The following is a 16,528-nucleotide window of genomic DNA, read 5'->3' as shown; positions in this document are numbered from 1 at the left end:
TTCACCATTATGCAATCCAATAACATCCGGTCGCTTGTATTCATTGCCTTATTCGCAGCGCTATTTATCGTTATGAGTTCTCTGACGATTAAGCTTGGAGGCTCGTTTGTACCTATTACGCTCCAAACATTAGGCGTATTGTTAGCCGGCCTCTTCTTAGCGCCGCGCAACGCTTTTCTTAGTATCGTAATCGTCATCCTGCTTGCTGCAATTGGACTGCCCTTATTCAGCGGCCAAGGCGGAATTTCGACGTTAACCGGTCCAACTGCCGGATTTATTATCGCTTTCCCGTTTTGTGCGCTTCTCGTAAGCCTTGCTGTTGGTGCGTTCCTCAAAAGCAGCTTGAAGGCGAACAAAGTAGTAGCCTTTATCGCTTTTTTCATTATTTTTGAGCTATTCAGCTCATTATGCTCGTACATTCTAGGCATTCCATGGCTTATGCAATCCCTTGATTTTACTTTCCAGAAAGCAATGACGGTCGGTTTTTATCCCTTTATTGTCGGCGATGCTTTAAAATCGCTTGTAGGCACTATTTTAGCCGTTTCCCTAACACCTTACATCGTCTACATTCGAACGTCAACCGCAAAAAACAAAACGGAAGAAACTTCATTTCATTCCTCATAAAAGTTAAAAAGACGGCGTATCCCTATTGGTTCTTATCAATAAGGATACGCCGTTTTACTGTCAACCTATTATGGCTGCTGCCTTTTTATCAAAAAAAAGCCGTATTTCATGCAGCGCTCCTAAGGAGCAGCATGAAATACGGCTTTAATCATCAATTTTTGCTGTTAATCGCTGCATTCCTCTGGTGCTGGCTCCGACGCATCCTCAACGTTGATCTTCTCAGATACCGTGTCGCGTACGATGGATACAACTAACTGAAGCAAATAGTTGATGTCCGTTTGGCTTTGTTGAAATTCAGAGACGATCGGAATGCCGTCAAGCTCGTCCTGCAGCATTTCCATCTCGCCTTCGATTTTTTTGACCATATCGGCGTTTTTGAAAGTCGTTTCGAAAGCAACAACTTCCTTTTGTTTTTTCTTGATTTGCGTAATAAGCTGCTGTACGCGCTCGTTGCCGTTAATTTGGTGCTCTGCACGGCGATAGTGCTGAACTTCCTCCGACGTAAAAATCAGTTCGGCAAGCTCCTTCGCTTTTGTCGAAATATCCTCGCGAACGATGAGATCGCGCGTGTGAAAGCTCGGAATGCCGCAGCCCTCTCCGTGCTCGTGATCATGATCGCATTGCGCCGCTTGATTTTCTGCTGTATGCTGCTCTGACATTTGACATCTCTCCTATTTTACCGTTAGCTAACGGCTTCTTGTGTGCTTTGTTCAATCGACTCCGCTTTGATGTACCAAGTTTGGGCCTCGGTTACCTTCGCCATAATAAACTGGCCGATCCATTCCTTTGGCCCTTCCAGATGAACGAGTTTGTTCGTGCGCGTCCGTCCGGAGAGGACGTTCGCGTTATTTTTGCTCTCGCCTTCAATCAGCACCTCGACGATTTCTCCTCGAAGCAGCTCGTTTTTCTCTCTTGCGTTAGCAGCCAGCTGTGCATTCAAGCGCTGTAGACGCGCCTTCTTCACCTCTAGCGGCACATTGTCCTCCATGCCGGCGGCAGGCGTTCCCTCGCGCGGTGAGTATAAGAAGGTATAGGCTGAATCAAAGCCTACTTCCTTCACAAGCGTCATCGTATCCTCGAACTGCTCATCCGTCTCCCCAGGGAAACCAACGATTATATCTGAAGTCAGCATCGCGTTTGGAATAGCTAGCTTAATTTTTTGAACCAGCTCCAAATACATCTCACGCGTATACTTACGGCTCATTCTTTTTAATATTTCCGTGCTTCCGGACTGTACAGGCAAATGGATGTGCTCTACTAAATTGCCGCCTGTCCCAAGCACCTCGATCAAGTGGTCGTCAAAATCACGCGGGTGGCTCGTCATAAAACGAACGCGCGGAATATCGATCTTGGACATATCCTGCATCAAATCGCCAAAACGGTAGCTGATGTCCTCGAAGTCTTTCCCGTATGCGTTAACATTTTGTCCAAGCAGCGTAACTTCCTTAAAGCCTTGTCTAGCCAGCTCGCGAACCTCGGCAATAACGTCCTCGGGACGCCTGCTGCGTTCTTTGCCTCTCGTGTAAGGCACGATGCAATACGTACAAAATTTATCACAGCCATACATGATATTAACCCAAGCGCGCATGCCTTCACGCTTCTTAGGCATATTTTCAATGATATCGCCTTCCTTGGACCATACCTCGACGACCAGCTCTTTGCTGAAGTAAGCATTTTGCAGCAAATGGGGAAGCCTATGTATGTTATGCGTTCCAAAGATCATATCGACAAAAGAATGCTTTTGCAAAATACGTCCGACTACCGACTCTTCTTGCGACATGCAGCCGCAAACGCCGAGCAGCAAATCGGGTTTTTCCGTCTTCAGCGTCTTCAAGTGGCCAAGCTCCCCAAACACTTTGTCCTCCGCATTTTCGCGAATCGCGCAGGTGTTGAGCAAAATCACGTCAGCAAGCAAACGATCCTCCGTAGCCTGATAGCCCATCTCCTCGAACATGCCCTTCATGACTTCAGTGTCATGCTCGTTCATTTGGCAGCCGTACGTTTGGATTAAATAAAACTTGCCCACGCCGATCGTACGCAGCTCATCCGGAATCGAAAAATCATAATGAACCTCGATATCCTCTTTGCCGCGTTTTTTCTCGTCCTTGTGATTCGGAGTAGAGTTAATTTGAATGTTGCGACCCTTAATGCGTAAAGTCGTTTTCCCATCCTCTTCACTCAGCACCTTCGCATCTGAGAAATCAAAATATTTGGAATAGTCCTTATCACCCTTGACAGATTTTAAGTCCGTTGAGTTCGCTTTCGTCATTGTGTTCTCACATCCTTTATTTTCAATGCCGTTAAAACATTATTTTCAATCTATTTAAACATCAATATGAAATTATACCACAACGCCCCCGCCTAATCCATCATATCCCTAAGCAAAAAAAGGCTAGACTCCTCCCCTTGCCCTATCGTTTTTTCCATGATAAAGTTAATAGAGAGGTTATGAATAAGGTTACTTAATTCAAAAGAAGGAGAGGAACATCCATGACCGGAAAAAAGATTAAAATCGCAGTGCCCGATCAGGAGGGACAAGTGTCGCTCATGTTCTCTCGAGGCGGGCCGCGCGCTGGTGCCGGAAGAAAAGGAATAGGCGAAACGAAAAAAGTTTCGTTGACGCTCACAAAACAAGTTTGGGATGAGCTTGAAAATAGATGCAGCGTATCCGGACTGTCTAAATCCGAAGTTATTCGCGGCATGATTGAAGCTTCATTGCATAATACGTAAGGACAGGTGAAGCTCATGTGGGTTGACGTTTCTCAGCCATCGCTGCATATCGGACTACAGCATATTGCGGCCGGACTCTCGGCTAAAGCAGTCTCTCCCATTCTAACAGGCATTAAGGTGCATGCCGGCACTAGCGGCTTGACGCTTACAGCCTCCAACGCTTCTGTAACGCTGCAATACTTGATACCTTGTTGCTCCGAGCAGCTAATCATTCATCAATCAGGAAGCGTGGTTATTCCTGCCCGTTTTTTGATAGACATCGTTCGCAGTTTTCCTGGTGACCGTATCATTACGCTTAAAGAGCTTGCGAATCCTTATATACATATCGAGTCCGACAACTCCGTCTATAGATTGGCAACAATGGATTCCTCTCCATTTCCGGATATGCTTAGCTTGGATAAGTCCGCTGTTTTTAACATAGGCAATGCCGAATTGAAAAAGATGGTCAAGCAAGTCACTTTTGCTGCGTCGACCAATGAGTCAAAGCTCTTATTGACGGGGATTTCATGCGAGGCAGACGGGGAAAAGCTTAAACTCATCGCCACTGACGGCATCAGGCTTGCAGCGCGCACGGCAAATCTAATCACACACCAAACAACGGTCATTCCTAACGTTGTCATTCCCGCCAAACATCTATCCGATTATTCCAAAATGCTGCCTGACGGCCCAAGCTCCACACAAATTACGCTCGCGGACCACATGATTAGCTTGAAAACGCAAAATTTCAGCATGCAATCCCTGCTTATTCAAGGCACATTTCCCTCCGTGGATAAGCTTACCCCAAAGCAATTTACGGCGGAATTGACATTGGATACGGCTTCTTTCCTTCATGCCGTTCAACGGGTCACCCTGCTCGCACGCGAGGTGCCTGTTATCGGGCTGCAAATCACACCGAACGAGGCTGAGTTATTTGCTAAAACAGCTGAAATCGGCGATGTGTCGGCAAAGCTCGAAATACCAGCGTTCAGCGGCGAAGCTTTGACCGTGTTTTTTAACGGGAAATTTATGAAGGATATTTTGCAGGCGATTGAAAGCGAGCAGGTTCATTTGCGTTTCTCAGGCAAGCATAAGCCGATCATCATCCAACCGGCGAACAGCCCCGACGCTTTATACATCATTACTCCGGTGCGGACGGCGCATCAGCCATAAAGGTGACTTAGGTGCAGTCATCAAAGCTATACTCGAGAGTCTTAAAAGTTCGGTTTCAAAATAAGAGGGGCTGCCCTAAGGTCATTTCTGACCTTTCGAGACAGCCCCTTTCTCTCAAGCAAGCTAATCTTCCAGCATTAGATCTAGAAATTAGCCGTATTTCTGCGCACTCCCGATCGAGTGGCTTTCCAACCTTATCATTCAAAAACACCCAAATATGAGTCCAATGTGACTAGCTTAACGAAACAAAGGGTCAATAAAGGTCTTGCAAAAATTGTCCTGAATTTCTTCGCAGGTGTAACCCATAACGCAGCGAAGCTGTCTAAACGTATGCGGCGATTGAACTGATATAAAGGAATGAGCCGCATATGCCGGATCAATCGATTGCATTTGCTTCTTCTCGATCCCTTCCTTAATCAGGCTGCTCAACACGCCATGCAAATAAAGATAAGGCGGGGATTGGAAAAAATCACCCTTATGGTCTTCGATTTTGTTATAGGCATGTACGACGCCAAGCCATCTCGACTCTTTGTCGATGAATGCAATAATTTTACGCATAACCCCGCTCAATCTCTCTTGAACGGACAACTGTGTTCCCTCAGTCAAATATGCTTCGATCTCATTGATGAAAATAGCGAAGTTCTCTTTCATCATATCCATACACAAATCGCCCTTATTTGAATACCGCCGGTAAAGGGTGCCTTGACCAATGCCAACCGATCTGGCGATTTGGTGCATGCTGACCGATTCTACTCCATGCTCCGTAAACAAGTGATTAGCAGTATGCAAAATCGCTTTGCTGAGTTCTTGTTTCGTTCTGCCGTTTTCTGGTGCAGCCATCGTTCCAATCTCCTTTTTCCGCGTTTACAAATGAAACGATTGACAATTGCCTCATTCGTCTTTATTATTCAGTAATGCGGACAATTGTCCGCTCATAGATGCGGTCATCTTTTTATTGTAGCCTGACAGGTTAGCACAGGTCAACAATAGGAAGGATAGACCTCTACATTTGGATAGGAGGAAATGAAATGGCTTCAGCTTCAAAAAAAGCAGCACCCGTTGGTGGTGATCCGATGTCGATCCGCAATATTATTGCACCGCTCATTGCCATCATTGTCGGTATGTTTATGGTTATTTTGGATGGTACCGCAATGAATGTTGCTATGCCTGGGCTCATGAAAGATTTCAACAGCTCGATGTCTATCGTTCAATGGACGATAACTGGTTATGCGCTTGCGCAGGCTGCCGTTATCCCGCTTGCAGGATGGATGTCCGATCGTTTCGGAGCCAAACAAATCTTCTTGTTCTCGATCATTATGTTTACACTCGGTTCGGGACTATGCGCTTTGGCTACGACGGCTGAGCAGCTTATCGTATTCCGGGTTATCCAAGGTCTTGGCGGCGGTATGGTTGCACCAATCGCAATGGCCTTCACCTTTAGACTTAGCCCTCCGGGCAAACAAGGCGCAGTGATGGGCATGATCGGTATTCCGATGCTGCTGGCACCTGCTCTTGGTCCTGTAGTGGCTGGCTGGCTCGTTGATTATGTATCTTGGCACTGGATTTTTATCATCAACCTTCCGATTGGTGTCGTTGCCGTAATCGTAGGGCTTCGCACTTTGCCTACCGTAGATCGCAAACGTGTTCCTACCCTTGACTTCTTGGGCATGATATTCGCTCCACTTGCCTTCGCTATGCTTGCTTATGGCGTAAGCTCAGCTGGCGGCGGTGAAGGCGGCGCAGGAAGCGGCTGGACCTCCCCTGAAGCTCTTACGGGCATGATCGTAGGCGGCATCGCGCTTATTATTTTCATCATCGTTGAGCTTAGCCGCAAAGAACCGCTGCTTGAGCTTCGCGTATTCAAATCAGGCAATTTCACGCGCGGCATCATTTTGCAATGGATTGTACAAATCGCTCTTTTTGGAACATTGTTCCTCGTACCGATTTTCTTGCAAATCGCCAAAGGCTACTCCGCTTTTGACACGGGCCTGATCTTGCTTCCGCAAGCACTTGCAGCCGGTATCTTCATGCCGATCGGTGGCAAGCTGTTTGACCGTTTTGGCGCACGCCCCGTTGTTATTGCAGGCCTTACGATCGTAACGATAGCCGGCTTTATTTTAAGCCAAATTTCTGCGGATACGACACTTCTTACGCTTATGATTCCACTAGCCATGCTAGGAGCAGGTATGGGCTTGTCAATGATGCCGCTTAACACGCATATCATGCAGTCCGCTCCAAAAGAGCTGGTAAGCCGCGTAACCTCGCTAACAGCAGCTGCGCAGCAGGTCATGACCTCCTTCGCAATCGCTGGCTTATCTACGATTCTTGCCAGCAGAATGGAGCATTACGGCACAACTAACCCAGGACCTAACGTCGTGTATTCTTCCTATGGCGATACGTTCTTCATTCTAGCTTCGATTTCGATCATCGGCGCGATCGCTGCCTTGCTGCTTCGCAGACCGAAGCAAGAGCTCGGCGCTAACCCTGATGATAAGCCTGAAGTATCTATGATGATGGGCCATTAATCGAAACTACTTATTCACTTGCATCAAAAAAAGACAGCTCCGAAATCGTCATTGACGACTAGGAAGCTGTCTTTTCTTTCGATTTACTCTATGATTTCTGCTTTGTCTCCGTTTTTTACGCCTGCCGCGTTCGCTTCATCGGTATCGATATGCATATCAAGCGCATATTGCTCAGATACACGCGCGACTACATTTTCGAACACGACGCCGCGCTCGCCTGCAAAACGAACCTTCAGCAGCTGCTTGTCCGCAATGCCGTAGCGCTCTGCATCGCTTGTATGAAAGTGAATATGACGAGCGGCAACAATAACGCCTTCTTCGATCGTAACCTCTCCAGCAGGCCCTTGAAGCTTAATGCCTGCCGAACCCTTCGTATCGCCTGACTCTCTTACTGGCGGATTAACGCCAAGCGCAAACGCGTCTGTGCGTGACACCTCAAGCTGCGTCTGCTTTCTAGTAGGGCCAAGAATTCTAACTTTGGCAAATGTCCCTTTTGGACCAACCACAGCTACGGTTTCATTCGCTGCATATTGGCCAGGCTGAGACAATGGCTTCATTTCTGTTAATGTGTATCCTTTTCCGAACAGAAGCTCGACATGCTCTTCTGATAAGTGAATGTGTCTTGCAGATACGCCGATAGGAACTTCCCTATGTATCATGTTGTCACTCTCCTGCAGTAAAATAATCGTTTTTCCAAACTCTCGAATGAAAAAGCATACAGCCGTTAAGCCGTATGCTTATCATACCATTTATTTAAATTCGGCAACAAGCTTCTCGAATTCCTCGGAGGAAATCTTGATATTCTGCTTTGCAAGGCCCTCTTGCTTGAAGCCTGTTACTAGGTCCTCATAGGATTTACGCGTTTTGTTCTGATAAATAAGACCGGTAAGCATACCGTTTGTTTCCATAATCTTGTTCATCGCAAGCACGCGGTTGGAAGGATCGTAATCCGGGAATTGCTCCAGGTTCACGATATTTTCCTTAAACCAGTCATACGTGTTGATTTTGTTGAAGGTTACGCATGGACTGAATACGTTGATCAAGGAGAAGCCTTCATGGTTAATGCCTTCTTCGATCAGCTTCGTTAATTGCTTCAAATCGCTGGAGAACGATTGGGCGACAAACGTAGCGCCTGCGGATAGTGCAATTTCAAGCGGCGAAAGCGTCGACTCGATCGAACCTTCCGGCGTCGATTTGGTTTTGAAGCCCTCGGCGCTGCGCGGCGAGGTTTGGCCTTTCGTCAAGCCGTAAATTTGGTTATCCATAACGATATACGTAACGTTCAAGTTACGGCGAATCGCGTGAACCGTGTGGCCCATACCGATTGCAAAGCCGTCTCCGTCTCCGCCCGAAGCGATAACCGTAAGCTCGCGGTTAGCAAGCTTTACGCCCTGCGCGATTGGAAGCACGCGGCCATGAATGCCGTGGAAGCCGTAGGCATTGATGTAACCGGAAATACGGCCGGAGCAACCAATGCCGGAAATGACAGCCAAGTTTTCCGGTTCTAGCCCTACGTTAGCAGCTGCGCGCTGAATAGCCGCTTGAATGGAGAAGTCTCCGCAGCCCGGGCACCAGTTAGGCTTTACATTGTTTCTAAACTCTTTGAACGTTGCCATCTAAACTCAACTCCTTACATGCTTTGTGAACGTCGGAGGGCAGGAACGGATTGCCGTCATATTTGAGCAAGCTTTCGATTTTTTCTGCGAAACCTGCATTCATTTTTATTTGGGCTGCGAGCTGTCCGGTAGCATTGTTCTCGATGACGATCACTTTTTTTGCATTTTGCAAGTAAGGAAGCAGAGGTTTCGTCGGGAACGGATGAATCTGGCGAATCGTAATATGGTTCGTTGATACGCCTTCCTGAGCAAGCAAGCTTCTCGCTTCATCAATCGTGCCGCCTGTTGAACCCATTCCGATAATGAGAAGCTCCGGCGTTTCATGTGGAGCATCTACGCGAATCGCATCCCTGATGAGCATATTGTCCAGCTTGCCAAGACGCTTATCCATCATATTCTGACGGTTCAATGCATTCTCGGACGGACGTCCCGTCTCATCATGCTCTACACCCGTTACGTGATGAAGGCCGCCCTTCTCGCCTGGCAATACGCGAGGGGAAACGCCGTCTTCCGTAAGCTCATATCGTTTAAATAAATCATGGCCTTCAAGCGCTGGCACATTCTCGACCAGCTTGCCACGTTTAATTTCAATTTTGTTGTAATCCAGCACATCGCAGGATTGTTTGCCTAACGATAGCTGCAGATCCGTCATCAAAATGACCGGAACCTGATACTGCTCAGCAAGGTTAAACGATTCAATTGTGTCGTAGAAGCAATCCTCGATGGAGGCAGGCGCGATTACGATTTTTGGAATTTCACCATGCGTGCCATAAACCATAGCGTTCAAATCGGATTGCTCTTGCTTCGTCGGAAGTCCCGTAGATGGGCCGCCGCGCTGCGTGTTTACGATAACTAGCGGTGTTTCCGTCATGCCGGCAAGGCCGATTGCTTCCATCATAAGCGCAAGGCCAGGACCAGCGGATGCCGTCATCGTGCGCACTCCGGCATAGTTGGCGCCAATCGCCATTGTCACCGCTGCGATCTCATCTTCGGTTTGGACTACCGTACCGCCGAATTTAGGAAGCTTTTTGATCAAATATTCCATAATCTCGGAAGCCGGCGTAATCGGATAAGCTGCCATCAGGCGGCAGCCTGCTGCGATTGAGCCAAGACCGATCGCTTCATTGCCGATCATGAACAGCTTCTGCTGTCCGTCAGCCGCATCCAGCTTAAACTCATCAAGCGGTCCGCCCGCTTGCTCGAGCACAAACTCGGCGCCGCGTTTAACCGCTTCAATGTTTTTCTCAACGATCGCTGCGCCTTTGCGTCCGAACTCTTCTTCTACCGCTTTGTTGAATACTTCAAGCGGCAGCCCTAGAAGCGCCCATGATGCGCCGGAGGCAACCATGTTTTTCATCAAGGAAGTGCCCAGCTCCTCGGCCATAGCCGTAATCGGAACCGCAAACAGCCTTGCGTCGATGCCCTCAGGAATGGTCGGATTAAATTTGGCATCCGCTACGATAACGCCGCCTAGACGCAGCTCCTTCGCATTCAGATCGATACTCTCCTGGTCGAACGCGACTAGAATATCCAAATCATCAGAAATAGCACGAATAGGCTTCGTGCTTATACGAATTTTATTATTGGTATGTCCGCCCTTGATTCTCGAAGAAAAATGCCTATATCCATATAAATAATAGCCCAAGCGGTTAAGAGCCGTGGAAAAGATTCGATCCGTACTTTCGACCCCTTCCCCTTGTTGTCCCCCGATCTTCCAAGACAATTGACTGATCAAAATGCCCAACTCCTCTTTTTCTAGAACGTGCAAATAATTAATATTATTAAGCAATTATATAGTATAAGTCATAACAGTCACAACAAGTTTAAAGCGCATATTCATAAAAATCAAGATGTAAACGCTTAATGAAAGCATAGTTTGTTTCGATTGAATCCATACCGCAAGTAGATTGAACGCCGTTTAGCGAGCGGGAAGCATTTTTCTCAAAAAACGAAGGGCGTTTCCGGACATAAATTGCTCGGTTTGGCTTGCGGAATACCTTTGGAGCAGCGCTTCTTGTAGCGCTATAAGCTCGCCGGGATGCGTTAATCCCTTTATATATTGATCGATGCCGTCAAAATCGGACCCAAGCATTAGATGCGATTCCCCGCCTAGCTCGCAAATATGCTCAATATGCCTGAGCAAGTCATCGATCACGACAACCTCAGCACCTGATACAAACCATGGCACAAAAGTGACGCCGATGAGCCCGTCCTTGCCAATTAATCGTTCGATCTGTGCATCCGTCAAGTTGCGCGGATGGTCGCAAATCGCTTTTGCGTTAGAATGGGAGGCAAGCACCGGTCTTTGCGATAGCTCGGCCACCTCCCAAAACGCGCGTTCGGACAAATGGGATACATCTATCAGTATATCCAATTTATCGCATTCTTCTACAAACAATCTACCTTTTGCCGTCAGGCCTCCGCCACGAGGCTCCATCGCGCCGTCAGCAGCCCAGTTTGCATGATTCCATGTCAAGCCCGCGGCGCGTACCCCTAGCTGATGCATAATGCGCAGCATAGACAGCTGCCCTTGAAGCCCATCGACTCCTTCAAGCGATAATAGCGCTCCTATCTTCCCATCCTTTATGCAAGAGTCCAGCTCCTCAGCCGTCCTCACCCATCTCATATCCTTGCAAGCCAACACCTTCTGGTGAAAGCGATCCACGCTCTCCAAAATAGGCTCTAACCGTCCGTTTATCGATTGGGGAATGTAGATCGCGAATGTTTGCAGAACGGTTCCAGCCGCCTTCAGGCGCTCGTATGTAACATCTAATCGTTCAGGCTTGCTTCCTTGAAACGTCAGTTCCTCATCAAGCAACAGTTTGCATAACACATCGCAATGAAAATCGACCACTTTCATAGCCGCACCATCCTATCCGTTAGAGTCGCAGCAAAAAAACCTGTCTACGACGTAAACAGGCGAAACGTTTCATTTTCATCCATTTGGCTTATTTGTTAACGCCGCCTGGACTTGCTACCGAGGTTCAACAATCAATTTGATTGCTGTTCGGTCCTCCCCATCGATAACGATGTCGGTAAAAGCTGGAATGCAAATTAGATCCACCCCGCTGGGAGCGACAAACCCGCGAGCAATAGCAACGGCCTTGATCGCTTGGTTTAACGCACCAGCTCCAATGGCTTGCAGTTCCGCACCACCACGTTCACGAAGAACGCCAGCTAGCGCACCTGCAACGGAATTTGGATTGGACTTTGCTGAAACTTTTAATACATCCATAAAAAGAACCTCCCCTTGGACTGTTGGATGGATTCCACTTTTAAATAGTATTCGAGGGAGATTAAAAAATTCCTGCTTTTATTCTTGTAATTAACAAACTGTTCTGAATTGTCGGAACTTTTCAAAGATTCAAAGCGTTACATGAGAAGCCATTCATCTTCCGTGAGGCGAATCTTCTCGATTTTCCGCGCTTGTCCCGTAGCATCGTCAATTTGAACAGATATCGCATGCAAATGCCAGCTGCCTTCATCGACAACAAACCGTACCGGGAGCTGCGTAATGAATTTATGCAAAACAGCGGTGCGCTCCATCCCAAGTACGCCTTCCTTTGGCCCAACCATGCCAACATCCGTTATGTAAGCCGTTCCCCCAGGCAAAATCGTATCGTCATTCGTCTGCACATGCGTATGCGTGCCAAGCACGATTGAAGCTCTGCCGTCCAAATGCCAGCCCATTGCAATCTTCTCGGAGGTTGCTTCCGCATGAAAATCGACTAGAATGTTGTTGGTCTGCTCCTTGGCCTCTTCGATTAGCTCATCTGCCTTGCGGAAAGGGCAATCGATCGGCGGCAAAAACGTACGGCCTTGCAAGTTAATGATAGCCAGCTGCTTTCCACCGGCTTTAATAAAGGCCATGCCTTGTCCTGGAGCACCTTCTGCATAATTCGCCGGACGGACAATCCGCGGCTCCTCATCGATCCATTCAAAAATATCTTTATTATCCCACGTATGGTTACCCATCGTAATGCCATGGATACCCCATTCGAAAAATTCCTTCGCAATCGTTGCCGTAATCCCGCGGCCAGCAGCTGCATTCTCGCCGTTCGCAATAATAATATGCGGGTTGTATTTGCTTCTAAGAGCTGGCAGCACACGCTTTAATGCGTTTCTTCCAACGTTCCCTACGATATCACCGATAAATAATACATTCATGTGAGTACACTTCCTTTTTTGTACGCCTGCAAACAGAAAAGTGGCTAACTAGCAGCCACTTTTCCGTAAAGCTAATATTTTTTTGTTGCTTACTTCGCATATTCAACCGCGCGTGTTTCTCGAATAACCGTAACTTTAATATGTCCCGGATAATCGAGCTCGCTCTCGATTTTTTTTGTAATATCACGTGCGAGGCGGAAAGCTTCTGTATCGTCGATTTTTTCTGGCTGCACCATGACGCGCACTTCGCGGCCAGCTTGAATCGCATACGATTTTTCAACGCCATCAAACGATTCGGAAATATCTTCAAGCTTCTCCAGACGTTTAATGTACGTTTCAAGCGTTTCACGACGAGCTCCCGGACGCGCTGCCGACAAAGCATCAGCCGCTCCTACGAGCATCGCGATAACGGAAGTCGCTTCCGTATCACCGTGATGGGAGGCAATACTGTTAATAACGACAGGATGCTCCTTGTATTTCTTCGCAAGCTCAACGCCGATCTCAACGTGCGAGCCTTCCACTTCGTGGTCTAGCGCTTTACCGATATCATGCAGCAATCCTGCACGCTTCGCCAGCGTAATATCTTCGCCAAGCTCTGCTGCCATCAAGCCAGTCAAGTAAGCAACCTCCATGGAGTGCTTCAATACGTTTTGACCATAACTTGTCCGGTACTTCAATCGACCAAGAATTTTGATCAAGTCCGGGTGCAAGCCATGAACACCAACCTCGAAAGTAGCTTGCTCACCGTATTCACGGATGCGCTCGTCCACTTCTTTACGAGATTTTTCAACCATTTCTTCAATGCGGGCAGGATGGATACGACCATCAGCTACAAGCTTTTCCAAAGAAGTACGGGCAATTTCGCGTCTTATCGGGTCGAAACCAGATAAAATGACCGCTTCCGGTGTATCGTCGATGATTAGATCGATACCAGTCAATGTTTCCAAAGCACGGATATTTCGGCCTTCACGCCCAATAATGCGGCCTTTCATTTCTTCATTAGGCAAAGTAACAACGGAAACCGTCGTCTCAGCCACATGATCCGCCGCACAGCGTTGAATCGCAAGTGATATAATATTACGGGCTTTCTTATCTGCCTCTTCTTTCGCTTGCTGCTCGATCTCTTTGATCATCTGTGCTGTCTCATGTCGTACTTCCTGTTCAACATTGGATAAAATGATCGATTTCGCATCTTCCGTTGTTAGACTCGATATGCGTTCCAATTCACTAAGCTGCTGCTTGTAAATGGAATCAATCTCCTCTTGCGTTTCTTCGATCCGTTTTTCTTTGTTGGCTACAGTTTCTTCTTTGCGTTCTAGCGCTTCTAACTTTTTATCCAGCGACTCCTCTTTTTGGAGCAAACGTCTTTCCTGACGTTGAGCCTCGTTGCGTCGTTCACGAATGTCTCTCTCGGCTTCGGAACGAAGTTTGTGGACTTCATCTTTTGCCTCTAGCACGGTTTCTTTCTTCTGAGCTTCCGCTTCCTTCTTCGCATTTTCTACGATTTGGATCGCAGCTTGCTCAGCACTTGAAATTTTGGCCTCGGCAATCGACTTTCGAATAAAATAACCAATCCCAAAGAATATTGCGCCAACAAAGAGACAGATCAAGATCCAAACGATCTCAGGCATCTTGTTCACCTCCTTGTTGCATACACCAAGGCACTGCTTGGGATGATATTAGGTTTTCAACCGGCTTCAAACCGTTTCAACATTTACTAATTTGACGAAAATAATCGTTTTGAATCAACTTTTGGAAGGAAAATTGATTCAGTAATGAAGGAATACAACCTCATTTTATCTTTTCGTAAAATCAATTGTCAAGCAAAAGCCCATCATCTTCCTCGAATACATCGTCTTCCCCATTTAGATCCATCCACTTTATAGCTTCCTTCACGATATCAGATGGAAAGCCTCTACGCATCAAATAGCCTATAAGCATGCGTTTTCCGCCTTTTGGTTCGCCTTTTGAAGAACGCCATTTTCTCTCCGCAGCTTTTTTGGCTGATGCTATTTCTACCTCGCGGTCTAATGCTGCTGTTGCTTCTGCTGCGGCTTCTTTCGACACGCCTCGCTGCTGCAGCTCTTGCTGAATGAAGCGACGCCCTTTCAAGCTGTTTCTAAGCCGGCTATCCGCAAAATGATGCGCATATTGTTCATCATCCACAATATGCTCCCTTTCTAAACGGTCAAGGGCATATTGAATGTTGTCGGCTTCAAATAACTTGCGGTTTAAATACTGCTCGATTTGATTTCTTGTTCTCGGCTTGGCACCCAAATAAGCGATAGCCAGAACATAAGCACGGTAGCGCTCATCTTCCATCCGTATTTCTTCGATTAGAGCCTCCGTTAGCAATTGCCCTTTTGTCAGTCGAAAACGGATTAATATATCTTCATGAACCGATAATATCGCCTCTTCTGACTTTGCAAAGAGATGGTATAATTTCCGTTCCTTCTTATCTTGGCGAACTGATAAAATCATCCATTGCTCTTCCTTGTTCAAATTGCTATGTGCCACACCGTACATCCTCTCTAAACAAAGCTTCGCCGCCCCTAATGGGGCGGCGAAGCTTCAGCATGTATGATTTCAGGTCGATTTATTCTAGATCTTCGAACTCTTCGTCGTCTTCTTCCTCAGCTTTGAAATTAGCCTGAGTTGCAGCTGCCGACAGGTTGCTTGCATCACGGATCTGTTTCTCGATTACTTCAGCGATATCCTTATGATCCTTCAAGTACTGCTTCGCATTCTCGCGGCCTTGACCAAGGCGCTCGCCATTGTAAGAGAACCATGCTCCGCTTTTCTGTACGATGTCCATCTCAACGCCAATATCAACTAGCGTACCTTCTCTGGAGATGCCTTCGCCGTACATGATGTCGATCTCGGCTTGTTTGAACGGAGGAGCTACTTTGTTCTTAACAACCTTGATACGAGTACGGTTACCGACCATGTCATTGCCTTGTTTCAACGTTTCAATACGACGTACGTCAAGACGTACGCTGGAGTAGAATTTCAAAGCGCGTCCACCTGGCGTTGTCTCAGGGTTACCGAACATAACGCCGACTTTCTCACGCAATTGGTTGATGAAGATCGCAATCGTCTTCGATTTGCTGATCGCTCCGGAAAGCTTACGCAAAGCCTGAGACATCAGACGTGCTTGAAGTCCTACGTGGGAATCCCCCATGTCGCCTTCAATTTCCGCTTTCGGTACGAGTGCGGCAACGGAGTCAATAACGACGATATCAACAGCGCCGCTGCGTACGAGCGCTTCGGCGATTTCCAATGCTTGCTCGCCCGTATCAGGCTGTGAAAGCAATAGCTCGTCAATGTTGACGCCTAGCTTGCTTGCATAAAGCGGATCAAGTGCATGCTCAGCATCGATAAAGGCAGCTTGTCCGCCAATGCGTTGAACCTCTGCAATCGCATGCAGCGCAACTGTCGTTTTACCGGATGATTCCGGTCCGTATATTTCAATAACCCGTCCACGCGGCAAGCCGCCTATTCCTAATGCGATATCGAGAGCAAGCGAACCGCTAGGCACGGTCTCTACTTGCATGTGTGTAGATTCTCCTAATTTCATGATGGAGCCTTTACCAAATTGTTTCTCAATTTGACGCAAAGCCATTTCTAGTGCAGCGCGACGATCCGACAAGAAACTCACATCCTTCTTTATTTATAATGTTATGATACCTTTTTTCCGGCGGGTTGACAAGCATTTTT

General features: G+C 47.3%; 16 protein-coding genes. 4 read left to right on the top strand and 12 right to left on the bottom strand.

Annotated features, from left to right (window positions below; all coding sequences use genetic code 11):
- The first annotated feature begins 9 nt into the window (after positions 1–9).
- On the top strand, positions 10–624 hold the full coding sequence (locus A7975_RS03415) for a biotin transporter BioY (protein WP_065384115.1): 615 nt from the start codon (positions 10–12) through the stop codon (positions 622–624).
- Positions 625–788: 164 nt separating this feature from the next.
- Here A7975_RS03415 and A7975_RS03410 read toward each other — a convergent pair whose 3' ends face one another.
- Entirely contained in the window at positions 789–1,283 is a 495-nt protein-coding gene (locus A7975_RS03410; protein WP_053375799.1) for a YlbF/YmcA family competence regulator, read from the bottom strand.
- 23 nt (positions 1,284–1,306) lie between these two features.
- Positions 1,307–2,893: a tRNA (N6-isopentenyl adenosine(37)-C2)-methylthiotransferase MiaB gene (gene miaB / locus A7975_RS03405; RefSeq protein ID WP_053375798.1), complete on the bottom strand. Its 1,587-nt coding sequence runs from the start codon at positions 2,891–2,893 to the stop codon at positions 1,307–1,309.
- Between the two features lie 221 nt (positions 2,894–3,114).
- Between miaB and A7975_RS03400 the strand changes: the two genes are divergently transcribed.
- Entirely contained in the window at positions 3,115–3,354 is a 240-nt protein-coding gene (locus tag A7975_RS03400; protein ID WP_065384114.1) for a hypothetical protein, read from the top strand.
- A 15-nt stretch (positions 3,355–3,369) separates the two neighbouring features.
- Positions 3,370–4,503 carry a DNA polymerase III subunit beta gene (gene dnaN / locus A7975_RS03395; RefSeq protein ID WP_065384113.1) on the top strand — a complete coding sequence of 378 codons (1,134 nt, stop codon included), beginning with the start codon at positions 3,370–3,372 and terminating at the stop codon, positions 4,501–4,503.
- 237 nt (positions 4,504–4,740) lie between these two features.
- On the opposite strand, the gene A7975_RS03390 is transcribed toward dnaN, so the two are convergent.
- Positions 4,741–5,343 carry a TetR/AcrR family transcriptional regulator gene (locus A7975_RS03390; RefSeq protein ID WP_065384112.1) on the bottom strand — a complete coding sequence of 201 codons (603 nt, stop codon included), beginning with the start codon at positions 5,341–5,343 and terminating at the stop codon, positions 4,741–4,743.
- Positions 5,344–5,531: 188 nt separating this feature from the next.
- Here A7975_RS03390 and A7975_RS03385 point away from each other — a divergent pair, with 188 nt between their 5' ends.
- Complete coding sequence (locus tag A7975_RS03385) at positions 5,532–7,028, top strand: MDR family MFS transporter (protein WP_082197948.1); 1,497 nt, start codon at positions 5,532–5,534, stop codon at positions 7,026–7,028.
- 83 nt (positions 7,029–7,111) lie between these two features.
- Here A7975_RS03385 and pduL read toward each other — a convergent pair whose 3' ends face one another.
- The 9 genes from pduL to recA form a co-directional block, all read right to left on the bottom strand.
- On the bottom strand, positions 7,112–7,687 hold the full coding sequence (gene pduL / locus A7975_RS03380; RefSeq protein WP_483295890.1) for a phosphate propanoyltransferase: 576 nt from the start codon (positions 7,685–7,687) through the stop codon (positions 7,112–7,114).
- A gap of 90 nt (positions 7,688–7,777) precedes the next feature.
- The gene (locus tag A7975_RS03375; protein ID WP_053375793.1) at positions 7,778–8,644 is read right to left on the bottom strand and encodes a 2-oxoacid:ferredoxin oxidoreductase subunit beta; all 867 of its coding nucleotides are present in this window, start codon (positions 8,642–8,644) and stop codon (positions 7,778–7,780) included.
- Positions 8,622–10,379, bottom strand: coding sequence for a 2-oxoacid:acceptor oxidoreductase subunit alpha (locus A7975_RS03370; RefSeq protein ID WP_053375792.1), 1,758 nt, complete (start codon positions 10,377–10,379; stop codon positions 8,622–8,624). The genes A7975_RS03375 and A7975_RS03370 overlap by 23 nt, the downstream gene beginning before the upstream one ends.
- A 183-nt stretch (positions 10,380–10,562) precedes the next feature.
- Positions 10,563–11,504 carry a dipeptidase gene (locus A7975_RS03365; RefSeq protein ID WP_053375791.1) on the bottom strand — a complete coding sequence of 314 codons (942 nt, stop codon included), beginning with the start codon at positions 11,502–11,504 and terminating at the stop codon, positions 10,563–10,565.
- A 114-nt stretch (positions 11,505–11,618) separates the two neighbouring features.
- Positions 11,619–11,879: a stage V sporulation protein S gene (locus tag A7975_RS03360; RefSeq protein WP_006036664.1), complete on the bottom strand. Its 261-nt coding sequence runs from the start codon at positions 11,877–11,879 to the stop codon at positions 11,619–11,621.
- 137 nt (positions 11,880–12,016) lie between these two features.
- On the bottom strand, positions 12,017–12,811 hold the full coding sequence (locus tag A7975_RS03355; RefSeq protein ID WP_053375790.1) for a TIGR00282 family metallophosphoesterase: 795 nt from the start codon (positions 12,809–12,811) through the stop codon (positions 12,017–12,019).
- Between the two features lie 89 nt (positions 12,812–12,900).
- Positions 12,901–14,442 carry a ribonuclease Y gene (gene rny, locus A7975_RS03350; protein ID WP_053375789.1) on the bottom strand — a complete coding sequence of 514 codons (1,542 nt, stop codon included), beginning with the start codon at positions 14,440–14,442 and terminating at the stop codon, positions 12,901–12,903.
- A 181-nt stretch (positions 14,443–14,623) separates the two neighbouring features.
- Positions 14,624–15,328, bottom strand: a complete 705-nt coding sequence (locus A7975_RS03345) for a RecX family transcriptional regulator (RefSeq protein WP_255314145.1) — start codon at positions 15,326–15,328, stop codon at positions 14,624–14,626.
- A 79-nt stretch (positions 15,329–15,407) separates the two neighbouring features.
- Positions 15,408–16,460, bottom strand: coding sequence for a recombinase RecA (gene recA, locus A7975_RS03340; protein ID WP_053375788.1), 1,053 nt, complete (start codon positions 16,458–16,460; stop codon positions 15,408–15,410).
- Positions 16,461–16,528: the final 68 nt, after the last annotated feature.

The organism is Bacillus sp. FJAT-26390, from assembly GCF_001682865.1.
In the GTDB taxonomy this organism is placed as follows: Bacteria; Bacillota; Bacilli; order Paenibacillales; family Paenibacillaceae; genus Pristimantibacillus.
This window is presented reverse-complemented; position numbering and strand designations above follow the sequence as displayed.